Below are 13,619 nucleotides of genomic sequence, written 5' to 3' on the forward strand. Positions count from 1 at the left end.
TCTGCGTTGGGTACCGACTTATTAGCCAGCCAGGGCCTTCACAACTTCCTTCGCCACGTCCTCGCTCGACTGCGGGTTCTGGCCCGTGATCAGGTTGCGGTCGCGGACCACGTTCGAACTCCAGGCCGCTGCGTTTTCAATGACCGCGCCCTTCTCCTTCAGCGCGTCCTCAACCAGCCACGGGGTGTTCTCACCGGTGCCGCCGTTCAGCTCCTCCTCATTGGTGAAGACAGTGAGGCGGCGCCCCGCGAAGGCGAACGAGCCGTCGTCGAGCGTTGCGCTGAGCAGCCCCGCGGGGCCGTGGCAGAACGGGGCGATGACCTTTCCGTCCCTGTCCGCAGCGACAAGCAGCCGGCCCAGATCCGCGTCCTTGAACAGATCGGTCATGGGGCCGTGCCCACCGGGCAGGACCACGGCGTCGTAGCCGGCGATATCGACGTCGGCCAGCACCAGTGGGGAGGCCAGCTCGGCGTCGATCGAGGCAAGATAGTCCCGGAAACTGTCGGCCCGTTCCTTGCCGCCCGCAGCCTCCGGGGCCAGGCTGACCTGGTCCACCGTGGGCTTCTTGCCGGCCGGGGTGGCGAGGTGGACCGTATGGCCAGCCGCGCGGAGGGTCTGGTGGGAGACCACGAGTTCCTCGGCCCAGTAGCCTGTGGGGTGCTCGCTGCCGTCCTTCATGGTGAGCGAGTCGGCGGCCGATACGACCATCAGAATATTTGCCATGTTGTTTCTCCTGTCTGTGCCGGTTTCACCCGGCGTAAAGGGTGTGGGATCTGCAGTTCCTAGGCCTGGGCGAGGGAGCTGGAGGCCTCCTCCAGCTCAGCGTAGGTGGCGTCATCGAGGCTTATTCCGGCCGCGGCCATGTTTTCTTCGAGGTGCTTCTCGGATCCGGTGCCGGGAATCGGCATCATCACGGGGGAGCGGCGCAGCAGCCAGGCCAAGGCCACCTGCGAGGTGGTGGCGCCCAACCGCTTTGCGGCCTCGTCCAGCGGGCCGCCGGGCTGAGCCAGCTCACCGGCGGAGATCGGTGCCCACGGGATGAAGCCGATGCCGTTGGCCTCCGCGTATTCCAGTACGTCCTCGGAGCTGCGGTCCGTCAGGTTGTAGCGGTTCTGGACCGTGGAGACGGTGAAGTGCTTTCCGGCAGCCTCCAGTTCGGCCACGCTGACCTGGGACAGGCCAAGTGCCCTGACCTTGCCTTCGTCCTGCAGTTCGCGGAGCACCCCGAACTGCTCGTCGGCGTCCACCTTCGGATCGATCCGGTGCAGCTGCAGCAGGTCCAGCGTGTCCACCTTCAGCTTCCGCAGGCTCAGTTCGGTCTGCTGGCGCAGGTACTCCGGCCGGCCCACCGCGATCCACTGGTGCGGGCCCGTCCGGGTGAAGCCCACCTTCGTGCCGATCTTCAGCCCAGCCTTGTAGGGATGGAGGGCTTCGGCAATGATTTCCTCGCTGGTGTTCGGCCCGTACGAGTCGGCCGTGTCAATGAAGTCCACGCCGAGTTCGACGGCGCGGCGCACCACTGCGACGGCGGCCTGCCGGTCTGCGGGTTCGCCCCACACGCCGTCGCCGACGATGCGCATGGCGCCGAAGCCGAGGCGGTGCACGGTTCCCAGGTCTTTCAGGTCGATGGTTGCGGACAGTTCAGGATGGTTCGTGTCATGGCTCATGGGGGCGGCAACACCATCAGCATGCTGAGTATTCCGCGCCGGGGTGAATTCATCCGGTTGAAATAACCCGGGCGCCGCCGTCGTTGTCCACAGTGTGCCCGCCGGAACCTGGCCGGCGCACCACTACGCAACGCATTGAAAGGCCGGCACCGACGTGACGCTTCCCCTCTCCATCCTTGACCTGGCAACCATCGGTAAGGGCCAGACGGCGGCGGAGAGTTTCGCGGGCAGTGTGGCCATGGCGCAGCGGGCCGAGGACCTGGGCTACCGGCGGATCTGGTACGCGGAGCACCACAACATGTCCTCCATCGCCTCGTCCGCCACCAGCGTGCTGATTGCCCACGTGGCGGCCCACACCAGGACCATCAGGCTGGGCGCCGGCGGGATCATGCTGCCCAACCACTCGCCGCTGACCATCGCCGAGCAGTTCGGCACGCTGGAGACCCTCCACCCGGGCCGGATTGACCTTGGCCTGGGCCGCGCTCCCGGCAGCGACCAGAACACCCTGCGCGCACTTCGCCGGGACCCGATGTCCGCCGACACCTTCCCGCAGGACGTCCTGGAACTGCAGGGCTACCTCACCGGCCCCACCCGGATCCAGGGGGTCGAGGCAACACCCGGCAAGGGCACCAACGTCCCGCTGTACATCCTCGGTTCGTCCTTGTTCGGCGCCCGCCTGGCCGCCCAACTGGGCCTCCCGTATGCGTTCGCCTCGCATTTCGCCCCCAACGCCCTGCAGGATGCAGTGGCGCTTTACCGCCGTGAATTCAAGCCGTCGGCCCAGCTGGACGCGCCGCACGTGATTGCCGGGGTTAACGTGATCGCGGCGGACTCCGCCTCTGAGGCCCAGGAAACTTTCCAGGCCACCAAACGGGCCCGCGTGTCACTGTTCTTCGGCGGCGGGCGCGAGTTCACCGACGACGAAGCGGACATGGTCCTGGACTCCCCGCAGGGCCAGCACGTCTCGCAGATGATGACCTACTCCGCCATCGGCACCCCGGACGCCGTGATCGAGTACCTCGACGAGTTCGCGAAGCACTCTGACGCCGACGAACTCATCGTCGCGCACCAGAGCACGGGAACCGAGGCGCGGCTCCGTTCCGTGGAACTGCTCGCACAGGCCGCGGGGCTGGCCCGGGTCTAATCCAATGGGGTGTCCCGCATGGCGTGACGCGCGGGGCCCCGCGATAATCCGCAAATGGGGGACAGGTCTGGCCGCCTAAAGCCAAATCCTTGACAATAATCAACTGAACCGGTTTAGTAGTGATTACTGAACCGGTTCAGTGATGCAAGTCACGGGACCCAGACTAAAGGGCTCATTCCATGGCAGTAACCATCAGCGACGTCGCCCAGGCGGCCGGCGTCAGCAAAGGTTCTGTGTCGTATGCCCTCAATGGCCAGCCCGGCGTCAGCGATGCCACCCGGGAGCGTATCCTCCAGGTTGCCAAGGAATTGGGGTGGAAGCCGAGCCTGCGCGCCAAGGGACTTTCATCAGCCAAGGCCTACGCGCTGGGCCTCGTCATGGCCAGGGACCCGCGGCTGCTGGGAACCGACCCGTTCTTTCCGGCATTTATCGCCGGGATTGAAACCACACTGGCCGAGCACGATTACACGCTCGTCCTCAGCGTGGCGACGGCTCCGGAGGCGGAGGAACGGGCCTATCGAAAGCTGGCTGACGGCGGCAGGGTGGACGGCGTGATTCTGGTCGACGTCCGGCACAATGACTCCCGGATCGGGCTCCTTCGGGAACTCAACCTGCCTGCCGTAACACTCAACCGGCCTGACGCGGATTCCCCCTTCCCGGCAGTGTCCATGGATGACACCGACGGCATTTCCGCCGCAGTGGAGCACCTGGTGGCACTCGGCCACATCCGCATCGGCCATGTCGGCGGATCCCAAGAATACATCCACGGCCGCAGCCGGCGCCTGGCCTGGGAAGCGGCCATGGCCAAAGCGGGCCTTTCAGCTGATCTGTTCGCCGAAGCGGATTTCACCGCTCCCGGAGGAGTGGCGGCGACGGCGGAGCTGCTCCGCCGGCCGGACCGCCCCACTGCGATTGTCTATGCGAATGACCTGATGGCCACGTCCGGCCAGTTCTACGCCCAATCCCAAGGACTGAACGTGCCCGGCGACCTGTCCGTGACCGGCTATGACAACGCCGAGTTCACCCAATACCTGAATCCACCGCTCACCACGATTGCCACTGACCCCCTGCTCTGGGGCCGGGCGGCTGCTCAGGCTCTCCTGAACCAGCTAAACGGCACCCACTCCGGCGAAGACACCCAGCTCCAAGCACCTGTGCTGCTGGTCCGTGCCTCCACCGGCCCTGCTCCGGCCCAGGCCGCCAGCAGGTCCAGCCCGCGGCCCCCCGCGGGCTAAGCACCCTCATCCCCTACCGCCACCACACAAAACAATGCACCCGGAAGCGCGATCAGCCGCGCCCGTTTTCAGTCACTGCATGCCTGTCCGTTCCACCGAACACCAAACCAAAGATTAAATTCCCACAAGGATCCAAGGAGTCGCAATGAAGCGCTTTACAAAAGCCACCCGCGTGTTGTCAGTGGCCGCCCTTACCGTCATGGGCGCCGGGCTGGCAGCCTGCGGCGGAGGAGGTGGCGGCGGCGGGGGAAGCACCGACTCCGTGACCTCGGCCAAGGGACCCATCAAGATCTGGTACTCCAACAACGAGTTCGAGGTGAAGTGGGGCAAGGCGATGGTTGAGGCCTGGAACGCCGGCCACGCCGACCAAAAAATCGAAGCCCAGGAGATCCCGGCAGGCAAGAGCTCCGAGGAAGTGATCGGCGCCGCCATCACCGCAGGCAATGCGCCGTGCCTGGTCTTCAACACCGCGCCCGTGGCCGTTCCACAGTTCCAGAAGCAGGGCGGGCTGGTGGCCCTGGACAGCTTCCCGGACGGTCTCCAGTACATCAAGGACCGCACCGGGGACCTTGCGGACCAGTACAAGTCCTCCGACGGCAAGATGTACCAGTTGCCGTGGAAGTCCAACCCCGTGGTCCTCTTCTACAACAAGGACCTCTTCGCGAAGGCCGGGCTGGATCCTGCAAACCCCAAGCTCGGGACACAAGCCGAACTGCTGGATGCGGCGCGGACCATCGTGAAGACGGGAGCTGCGCCGAACGCGCTGTGGCCTTCCCCGGCCAGCGACTTCTTCCAGGCGTGGTTCGACTTCTACTCCTTCTACGCTGCCAACACTGACGGCACCCCGCTGGTGAAGGACGGCAAAGCCACCTTCGACAGCGAGAAGGGCAAGCAGGTAGCCACCATGTTCGAGACTCTGTACAAGGAGAACCTCGCCTCCAAGGAGGTCTACCAGGGTGACTCCTTCCTGGAGGGCAAAGCCGCCATGTCACTGGCCGGTCCGTGGGCCATCGCGGCTTACAAGGGCAAGGTCAACTGGGGCGCAGTGCCGGTTCCGGCCGCGACGGCCAAGTCGGACACGTCAACGTTCTCCGACGCGAAGAACGTCGCCATGTACTCCGCGTGCGAGAACCAGGGCACAGCCTGGGAGGTCATGAAGTTCGCCACGAGCAAGGAACAGGACGGCAAGCTGCTCACAGAAAGCGGCCAGATGCCGATGCGCAAGGACCTCCCCACGGCCTTCCCGGACTACTTCGCCAAGAACCCGGCCTACACGCAATTCGCCAAGCAGGCCGCACGGACCGTCGAGGTCCCCAACGTGGCCAACTCCGTAGAGGTCTGGCAGACGTTCCGGACGGCCTGGGCCAAGTCCGTGATCTTCGGCAACGAAAGCATCGACACGGCTTTCAAGGGTGCTGCGGACAAGATCAACCAACTGGTAGCCCAGAAGTAGCGTGACCCCCCATGTCACTCCGCTCTTCTAGTGGGAACCCCGTCACGGGGAAGCCGGCTGGCAGGACGGCGGACCGGCGGCCGGTGGCCAGGAAGCGCAAAAGCTTCCTCGGCCCCCAGCCGCTGGGCCTGCTGTTCAGTGCCCCCTACGTTATTTACATTTTTGCTGTCCTGGCCTACCCGCTGGGTTACGCCGTCTACATCTCGCTCCACGACTACTTCTTCACGGCCCCCCGCGTCAAGGTGGAACGGCCGTTTGTGGGATTCGAAAACTACGTCACCATCCTGACCGACCCGGCAGTTCTGCGTTCGTTCGCCAACATCGGCGTTTTCCTGGTCATCAACGTCCCGCTGACGGTGGTCCTGTCGCTGGTCCTGGCCAACGCCCTGAACAGGGTGACGAAGCTGAAGACCTTCTTCCGGGTCAGCTACTACGTCCCCTACGTGACGGCAAGCGTCGCCGTCGTCGGGGTCTGGCTGTTCCTTTTCCAGCAGAACGGGCTGGTCAACGCCCTGCTGGGGCCGCTCGCCCCCGACCCGTCCTGGCTGGTCAACTCATGGCTGGCCATGCCCACCGTGGCCTTGTATGTGACGTGGAAGCAGCTGGGGTTCTTCATTCTGCTCTACCTGGCGGCGTTGCAGAACATTCCCGATGAGCTGTACGAATCCGCGTCCGTGGACGGGGGGAACAAGTGGGTCCAATTCTGGAACATCACTGTCCCCGGCGTCAGGCCCGCCACGCTTCTGGTTACACTGCTGGCCACCATCACCGGGGCGAACCTGTTTACTGAGCCGTACCTGCTGACGGGGGGCGGCGGGCCCGACGGCGCGTCGACCTCGCCGGTGTTCCTGATGTACCAGAAGGGCATCCTTCAGGGCAACCCCGATGTGGCTGCCGCGCTGGGCGTGGTGCTGGTGCTCGGCGTGCTGGTGATTGCCCTGATACAAAGACGCCTTGTCGGCGGAGAGGAGGACTGACGTGTCTGTCACCAACGCGCAAAGCGCTAAGAACAACGACGACGCCGGCCGGCGTCCAGAGCAGGCCGAAGCTGCGATGCGGGCCGACTCCGGTGTGGAAAAACGGCGAAACCTCGGGGTGCGCAGCTTCATTCTGCTGGCCATTGGCGCCTTCGTCTTCCTTTTTCCGTTCTATTACATGTTCATCGGCTCGTTGCAGGCCTCCCCGGACACCTCCATCGGCGGCGCCTTCCCCAACCCGGGCAACATCACTGGTGAGAACTACGACAGCATCAACGGTTCCATCAACCTGTTCAGGGGCCTCGTCAACTCGGGCATTTTCACGGGGGGCGTGATTCTCTTTACCGTGATTTTCGGTCTCCTGGTGGGCTACGCGCTCGCCCGGATGCAGTTCCGGGGCCGCGGGGCGGTTTTCGGTCTGATGCTGCTTGTGCAGGTGATCCCGTTCCAGTTGCTTCAGATCCCGCTCTATGTCATGATCGTGCGCGATTACGGTTTGGCGGATACCTACATCGGGATGATCCTGCCCTTCGCCATCAACTCCACGGCGGTCTTCGTGTTCCGCCAGTACTTCCTGCAGCTGCCATCCACCCTGTTTGAGGCCGCGCGCATTGACGGCGCTTCGGAGCTGCGGATCCTGTGGCAGATAGCCATCCCGCTGGTCCGTCCAGCCATTGTCACGGCCATCCTGCTGACCTTCATCGGCCCATGGAACGAGTTCCTCTGGCCGTTCCTGGTGACCAAGGACCAGGCTCTCCAGCCGTTGGCTGTTTCCCTTGCCAACTACATCTCCAACGTGGCCGCCACGTCGGCCAACCCTTTCGGCGCCATCCTCGCCGGTGCCTGCGTTCTGGCGGCACCCGCCGTCGCGCTCTTCATTTTCTTCCAGCGCCAGTTCATTTCCACCAATATCGGTTCCAGCGTAAAGGGCTAATTCATGACTTCCCCCCAGACTTCCGCACTGCCCACTGTCCCGTTCACCCTCACCCGCGCAGGGGTCATAATGACCCCCGAGCCCGGCAACGACTTCGAAGCCGAAGGCGTCCTCAACCCCGCCAGCGGCCGCGGGCCGGACGGCGAGCTGTACTTGCTTCCGCGCCTCGTGGCCACCGGCAACGTGTCCCGCGTGGGCCTCGCCAAAGTGATCATCAACGACGACGGCGTCCCCACCGGCGTCGAACGCGAAGGCGTTGTCCTGGCTCCGGACGAGGGCTGGGAACGCGGGCTGAACAACGCCGGCACCGAGGATCCGCGCACCACTTGGGTGCCGGCACTGGGCAAGCACCTGATGACCTACGTGGCCTACGGCCCGCTGGGCCCCCGCCTGGCTTTCGCCCACTCCGAGGACCTCCGGAACTGGGACCGCCTGGGCCCCTGCTTCTTCGAGTACCAGGCCGATCTCTCCATGGACCTGAATCTCTTCCCCAACAAGGACGCAGTGTTCTTCCCGGAACCCGTCAACGACCCCGACGGCGTGCCCTCCTTCGCGATGCTGCACCGCCCCATGTGGGACCTGGGCTGGATCCGTCCGGGCGAAGGCGAGCATCTCCCCGCCGGCGTCACGGACAACCGGCCCGGCATCTGGATCTCGTACGTGGCCGTTGCCGACGTCGAGCGGGACCTGCGCAACCTGGTCCACATGGGCAAGCACAGGCTGGTGGCCCTCAGCGAATTTGCGTTCGAGGAACTGAAGATCGGCGGCGGTCCGCCCCCGCTCCGGGTGGACGAAGGTTGGCTCCTGATCCATCACGGTGTGGCCGGAAAGATGGCCGCCTCCGCCTTCGAGCAACAGCAGAACGTCAACTACACCGCGGCCGCCATGATCCTGGACGCCAACGACCCGTCCAAGGTCATCGCCCGCAGCGACAAGCCGCTCCTGGCGCCCGAAACCGAGGACGAGATCTCGGGAATTGTCCCGAACGTGGTGTTCCCCACCGCGATTGAAAAGATCGGTGACCAGCTGTTTGTCTTCTACGGCATGGCGGACTCGAAAATCGGCGTCGCCAAACTGGACAGGGTCTGACCCGGTGGCGTGTTCCTTGAAGGCAACCCGGCCGGTTGTCACTGCCGTGGCCCTATCGCTGCTTGCCGTTTCGCTGCCGGCCGGCGCCGCAACTGCGGGCCCCGCCGCGCCGCCGTCGTCCGTCAATGCGCTTACCGCGCAGACGGCACCCGTCCTGGCGCCCCTTCTCGCCGAGGGCGAAAGCCTGACCAACCTGGACCACTTGGACTTCCTGCTGGACACCGTCCCGCTGGCCCCGGTGGCCGGGCACACCACCTACCAGCTTGAACAGAACCCCTCGGCGGAAGGGCCGTGGACCTACGCCGACAAGAAGGCCGACGGCAGCTACAACCGGGTGGGCGGCGGCGCCCTTGACCCGGCCACCGGCCACTGGAGCCAGGGCGCTTTCAACGCGGATGACATTGCCCGTACCGCCGTGGTGTACCTGCGGCACTGGAAGCAGACAGGTGACCTGGCAAGCAAGGAGCACGCCTTCCAGAACCTGCGCGCACTGACCTATCTGCAAACGGTGGACGGCCCGAACGCCGGCAACGTGGTTCTCTGGCAGCAGGCCGACGGCAGCCTGAACCCCAGCGCCATCCCGGTAGAACTGCCGGATCCTTCCGACTCCGCGGAATCCTACTGGCTGGCCCGCACCGTGTGGGCGCTGGGGGAGGGCTTTGCCGGATTTGCCGGGTCGGATCCTGAGTTCGCCGCATTCCTGCAGGACCGGCTGCACCTCTCCCTTGGTGCGCTGAACCGGCAGTCCCTCGCCAAGTACGGAACGTTCGACACCGCTGACGGCGTACAGGTCCCGGCCTGGCTGATCGCCGGCGGTGCCGATGCCTCGGCCGAAGCAGTGCTGGGCCTGGCGGCGTATGCGGACGTTGTTCCGTCCGACCCCGTTGCCACCACGGCGCTAATACAGTTGAGCGAGGGCGTGGCCGCCATGTCCTCCGGGTCAGCCACCCAATGGCCGTTCGGCGCGATCATGCCGTGGAACAAGTCGCAGAGCCTCTGGCACGCGTGGGGCGGCATGGCTCCGGCCGCTGTTGCTACCGCGTCCACGGTCCTGGGCAGGCCTGACCTGTTGACCGCAGCGGTGAAGGACACCGCGCAGTTCACCCCGCAGCTTCTCGCAGCAGGCGGACCGGACAACGCCTGGAGCCCCACCCCCGGCGAGGCCCAGATCGCGTACGGCGTGGACTCCCGGGTCCAAAGCCTCGTGGCGACGGCGAAGGCAGCTGACGCTCCGGGCCTTCTGGACGTCGCCGCCATCGCCGCTGGGTGGTTCTTCGGCGCCAACCCCAACGGTGCGCCCGCCTACAACGCTGCCACCGGCACCGCCATTGACGGGATCGAGACGGACGGCCGGATCAACCCCAACTCCGGTGCCGAATCCACCATCCACGCCCTTCTCACCATGCTCGCCCTCGACGCAGACCCCGGACTCCGGGCCAAAGCGCTGGGGATCAGCGTGACGGAGGGGACCAACGGGCTCAGCGTGGTGGAAGCTGAAGCCGGCACCATCACAGGGAACGGCACCGTGGTCCGGCCGCCGTCGTCCTGGACCGGCGAAGCCAACATTTCCGGCGGTGCGTACGTGGACCTGGGCGCCGGCGGCACCCTTTCCATCCCGGTGCCGGCAGCGGACCAGCCCAGCAACATCTTCCCCATCGTGAACCAGGTGATCGCCCCCTCGGGCACCACGACCTGGACGTCGGCGAAGGGCCCGCTGGGCGCCACGGCCAACGGCGGGGCGGGGGCCCAGGGCATTACCGACGCACCCGGCATCCTCTTCCCGTTCACGCTGCGGCGGGCCCTGGCTGCAGGATTGACCTCGGTTACGGCCAGCACGGACGGAGCTGCGGCTTTGGATGCGCTCCTGGTCCAGCCGCTGATTTCCACTGTGCGGGTCTCAGGTTCCGGCGGCGACAGCACGCTGTACGTCAGCGCGGCCAAGTCCACCACGGTCCAGGAGTTGGCCGTCCCGGCAGGGTTTGTGCTGGTCCAGCGCCAGTACGACTCCTCCGGCCAGCCGGTCGACGGCTCAAGGGACGCAGCGGCCACCACTGCGGGCCGCGTCACCGTGGCCCCCGGCGGTTTCACGCTGGTGACGATGACCGCCGGCTGAAGTCCGCTGGACTGAACTGCGGGCCTCACGCCCGGCACGTTTTTGGAAAAGCACGACGGTTTTTGGAAAAGCACGACGGCGGGTTCCCCGGAAACACGCGGGGAGCGCCGTCGTCGTCCGCCTACCGGCCGCACGGCGTGACAGCCGTGCGGCCCGTCCTTACCCACTTTTGGGACTTTTACACATACGTAATGCAAGAGACTTTCGCGGGAAACCCTCCGGGCGGAGAATGAACATGCCCCCTCAGGAATTCCTGGGGAATTCCGGAGCGGGGCACCACCCGGATGTCCGTCAGGAAGACCCAGCGGCCGCTGTTCCGGGCAGGAATCTGCTCGAAGGGTTATGCAAATGCCTACACCGCTCAATCAGAGTGTCGCCGATTCCGCGCTCCTGACCAGGTCGCTCCCGCTGAACCTGCTCCGCGCATTTGTCCGATCGGACGCCTCTGATGAGGGTTTCACACCGTCCCTCCTGACAGAACTCAAAGTCCTGGCCCGCGTTCCCGGACTGCTCGTGGCCTGCAACTACGGCGGAACCTTGTGCGACGCCGAGGGGATCTCCACCGAGACGCTCCCGCTGGGCAGCGCCGCCATCGCACTGCGCGCCCTGGCCGCGCTGCCGAACACCCACGCCGCCGTCATCTCCGGGCGCTCGCTGCGCGACCTCGCGGCAGTTTCCCGGCTGCCGGCCGAAGTGCACCTGATTGGTTCCCACGGTGCAGAGTCGGACATGGGTTACGCGCACGTCCAGTCCCTTGCCACCGAGGCCACCCTCCAGAAAGTCAGCGCAGCACTGTCCGAGGCGGTGGGTTTCCACCCGGGCATCTGGATCGAACGCAAGCCCGTGGCGGTCTCCGTCCACACCAGGCCGGCCACCTCTGACGTGGTGAAGACCGTGACCAAAACCGCGCGGGCAATCGCCAAAGCCCACGGACTGTTCTTCATTGTGGACGGCTCCGTGCTGGACCTTTCCGTGGTGGAACCGTCCAAGGCCGACGCCCTGGAGAGCCTGAGGTCCCGGCTCGGCGCCAGCGCGGCCCTGTACGCCGGGGATGCCTACAGCGACGAGCTGGCCATCGCCACGCTCCGCGGTCCGGACATGGGCCTGCGCGTGGGGCCGGGGGAGACGGCGGCTGCCCACCGGCTGCGCGACCCGGAATCGTTCGCACGCGTTTTGGCAATGCTGTTCGAACTGCGCAGGGCCTGGCTGTTCGGGGAGGACGCAGTCGGGCTTGAGCGGCACTCGATGATCGGCAACGGATCGTCCACCGCTTTGGTCACCCCGGACGCCAAGATCTGCTGGATGAGCCACCCGCTCCCGGATTCAGGCTCGCTGTTCGCCCACATCCTGGGCGGGGACGCCGCCGGGCATTTTTCCGTGGAACCGGTCAAGAGCTCCCAGGTCCTGGGCCAGCGCTATGTGGACAGCACCATGATCGTGGAAACGCGGTGGGCGGACGTCACCGTCACCGATTACCTGGAACCGGCGCCGGACGGCATCACCAGCCTCGTCCGGGTGCTTTCCGGCACGGGCGGCGCCAAAATCGTCTTCGCGCCGCGGCCGGACTACGCCAATGCCCCGTTCAGCATGGAGGCCCGCGGCGACGAACTGCACGTGGTAGGCACGTCGGACCCCATCTATCTGTTCGCGCCGGGCGTCAGCTTCACCGTCACCTCGGACGGCCGCCACGCCACCGCCATGGCTTCGGTCAACCTGCAGGACGGGCCCGTGGTCCTCAACCTGCGCTGCGGGGACACGGAACCGCAGGCCGCGGACCCGGGCGCGGAGACCGACCGGCGGGCCGGCGTCGCCCATCAATCCCGCCGCTGGGTCCAGGAACTGGAGCTTCCCTCCGTCAAGCCATCGCTGGTCCGCCGCTCTGCGCTTGTCCTTCGGGCCCTCGTCCACGAGCCCACCGGTGCCGTGCTGGCCGCGCCCACTACGTCACTGCCGGAGGGAATCGGCGGAACGCGGAACTGGGATTACCGGTACTGCTGGCTGCGCGACGGGTCCATGACCGTGAACGCGCTGGCGGACCTCGGTTCCACCACGGAGGCGGCAGGATTCCTTGGCTGGTTGGGCCGCATCCTCGAGCACGCGCCCGGTCCGGAGTGGCTGCACCCGCTCTATTCCGTCACGGGGGCGCCGCTGTCAACAGAAGCAGTCATCGACAGCCTGCCCGGGTACGCGGGCTCCCGGCCCGTCCGGATCGGCAACGCCGCAGACCATCAGGTCCAGCTGGATGTCTTCGGCCCCATCGCGGAGCTGATCCACACGCTCAGCGAACGGCACGGGACCCTCGCGGATGACCACTGGGAACTGATGGTGCAGATGGCGTCCGCGGTCCTGGCCCGCTGGCACGAGCCTGACCATGGCATCTGGGAAGCCCGCCGTCCGCCGCGGCACCACGTCTACACCAAAGTCATGTGCTGGGTGACGCTGGACCGGGCACTCCGCACCGCGGAACGGCACGGCAGGTCGCCGGAACCGTCCTGGGAACCCACGGCCAGGACCATCAGGGAGGAAGTCCTCCGCGAAGGCTGGGACGAGTCCGCTTCCTCCTACACGGTCGCTTACGACAGCCCGGACCTGGATGCCGCTGTGCTGCACATCGGTCTGTCCGGCCTGCTTGATGTCACCGACCAGCGCTTCCTGGACACCGTCACCGCAGTGGAACGGGAACTGCGGGTGGGCCCCACCGTTTTCCGGTACAGGTACGACGACGGCCTGCCGGGTTTGGAGGGCGGCTTCCACATCTGCACCACCTGGCTGATTGAGGCCTACATCGCGGTGGGCAGGATCGAGGAGGCCTGGGACCTGTTTGACCAGCTGGTGAACCTGTTCGGACCCACGGGGCTGCTGCCCGAGGAATACGACCCCAGTACGGAAACCCACCTTGGAAACCATCCCCAGGCGTACTCGCACCTGGGCTTCATCCGCTGCGCACGGCTGCTGGACGGGCACCAGGACAGGCAGGAACCGCGGACGAAGAACTAGGTGGCGTCAC

At 65.9% G+C, this 13,619-nt stretch carries 10 protein-coding genes; 8 read left to right on the forward strand and 2 right to left on the reverse strand.

Annotated elements, in window-relative coordinates; genetic code table 11:
* Nucleotides 1–21: 21 nt before the first annotated feature.
* Both ABIA70_RS19820 and ABIA70_RS19825 read right to left on the reverse strand, forming a co-directional pair.
* Nucleotides 22–723: a type 1 glutamine amidotransferase domain-containing protein gene (locus ABIA70_RS19820; RefSeq protein ID WP_354149297.1), complete on the reverse strand. Its 702-nt coding sequence runs from the start codon at nt 721–723 to the stop codon at nt 22–24.
* A 59-nt stretch (nt 724–782) separates the two neighbouring features.
* Nucleotides 783–1,667 carry an aldo/keto reductase gene (locus ABIA70_RS19825; protein WP_354149298.1) on the reverse strand — a complete coding sequence of 295 codons (885 nt, stop codon included), beginning with the start codon at nt 1,665–1,667 and terminating at the stop codon, nt 783–785.
* 154 nt (nt 1,668–1,821) lie between these two features.
* Here ABIA70_RS19825 and ABIA70_RS19830 point away from each other — a divergent pair, with 154 nt between their 5' ends.
* The 8 genes from ABIA70_RS19830 to ABIA70_RS19865 all read left to right on the forward strand — a co-directional run bounded on the left by ABIA70_RS19830 (nt 1,822) and on the right by ABIA70_RS19865 (nt 13,609).
* Nucleotides 1,822–2,811: an LLM class flavin-dependent oxidoreductase gene (locus ABIA70_RS19830; protein WP_354149299.1), complete on the forward strand. Its 990-nt coding sequence runs from the start codon at nt 1,822–1,824 to the stop codon at nt 2,809–2,811.
* Between the two features lie 179 nt (nt 2,812–2,990).
* Complete coding sequence (locus ABIA70_RS19835; RefSeq protein ID WP_354149300.1) at nt 2,991–4,046, forward strand: LacI family DNA-binding transcriptional regulator; 1,056 nt, start codon at nt 2,991–2,993, stop codon at nt 4,044–4,046.
* A 145-nt stretch (nt 4,047–4,191) separates the two neighbouring features.
* On the forward strand, nt 4,192–5,499 hold the full coding sequence (locus ABIA70_RS19840; protein WP_354149301.1) for an extracellular solute-binding protein: 1,308 nt from the start codon (nt 4,192–4,194) through the stop codon (nt 5,497–5,499).
* A gap of 11 nt (nt 5,500–5,510) precedes the next feature.
* The gene (locus ABIA70_RS19845) at nt 5,511–6,476 is read left to right on the forward strand and encodes a carbohydrate ABC transporter permease (protein WP_354149302.1); all 966 of its coding nucleotides are present in this window, start codon (nt 5,511–5,513) and stop codon (nt 6,474–6,476) included.
* A gap of 76 nt (nt 6,477–6,552) precedes the next feature.
* Complete coding sequence (locus ABIA70_RS19850; protein WP_354149478.1) at nt 6,553–7,410, forward strand: carbohydrate ABC transporter permease; 858 nt, start codon at nt 6,553–6,555, stop codon at nt 7,408–7,410.
* Nucleotides 7,411–7,413: 3 nt separating this feature from the next.
* Nucleotides 7,414–8,499 (forward strand): glycoside hydrolase family 130 protein, encoded by a 1,086-nt coding sequence (locus ABIA70_RS19855; RefSeq protein ID WP_354149303.1) that lies wholly within the window; start codon nt 7,414–7,416, stop codon nt 8,497–8,499.
* A gap of 16 nt (nt 8,500–8,515) precedes the next feature.
* Nucleotides 8,516–10,612, forward strand: coding sequence for a hypothetical protein (locus ABIA70_RS19860; RefSeq protein WP_354149304.1), 2,097 nt, complete (start codon nt 8,516–8,518; stop codon nt 10,610–10,612).
* A 348-nt stretch (nt 10,613–10,960) separates the two neighbouring features.
* Nucleotides 10,961–13,609, forward strand: coding sequence for a trehalase-like domain-containing protein (locus ABIA70_RS19865; RefSeq protein WP_354149305.1), 2,649 nt, complete (start codon nt 10,961–10,963; stop codon nt 13,607–13,609).
* Nucleotides 13,610–13,619: the final 10 nt, after the last annotated feature.

The sequence above is a fragment of the Arthrobacter sp. 754 genome (assembly GCF_040548695.1).
Classification (GTDB): Bacteria; Actinomycetota; Actinomycetes; order Actinomycetales; family Micrococcaceae; genus Arthrobacter.

Bases quoted from the DNA above. Each gene is read 5' to 3' on its own strand.
- ABIA70_RS19840 (WP_354149301.1), top strand. From the start codon at position 4,192: ATGAAGCGCTTTACAAAAGCCACCCGCGTGTTGTCAGTGGCCGCCCTT.
- ABIA70_RS19855 (WP_354149303.1), top strand. From the start codon at position 7,414: ATGACTTCCCCCCAGACTTCCGCACTGCCCACTGTCCCGTTCACCCTC.
- ABIA70_RS19850 (WP_354149478.1), top strand. From the start codon at position 6,553: ATGCGGGCCGACTCCGGTGTGGAAAAACGGCGAAACCTCGGGGTGCGC.
- ABIA70_RS19820 (WP_354149297.1), bottom strand. From the start codon at position 723: ATGGCAAATATTCTGATGGTCGTATCGGCCGCCGACTCGCTCACCATG.
- ABIA70_RS19865 (WP_354149305.1), top strand. From the start codon at position 10,961: ATGCCTACACCGCTCAATCAGAGTGTCGCCGATTCCGCGCTCCTGACC.
- ABIA70_RS19825 (WP_354149298.1), bottom strand. From the start codon at position 1,667: ATGAGCCATGACACGAACCATCCTGAACTGTCCGCAACCATCGACCTG.
- ABIA70_RS19845 (WP_354149302.1), top strand. From the start codon at position 5,511: ATGTCACTCCGCTCTTCTAGTGGGAACCCCGTCACGGGGAAGCCGGCT.
- ABIA70_RS19835 (WP_354149300.1), top strand. From the start codon at position 2,991: ATGGCAGTAACCATCAGCGACGTCGCCCAGGCGGCCGGCGTCAGCAAA.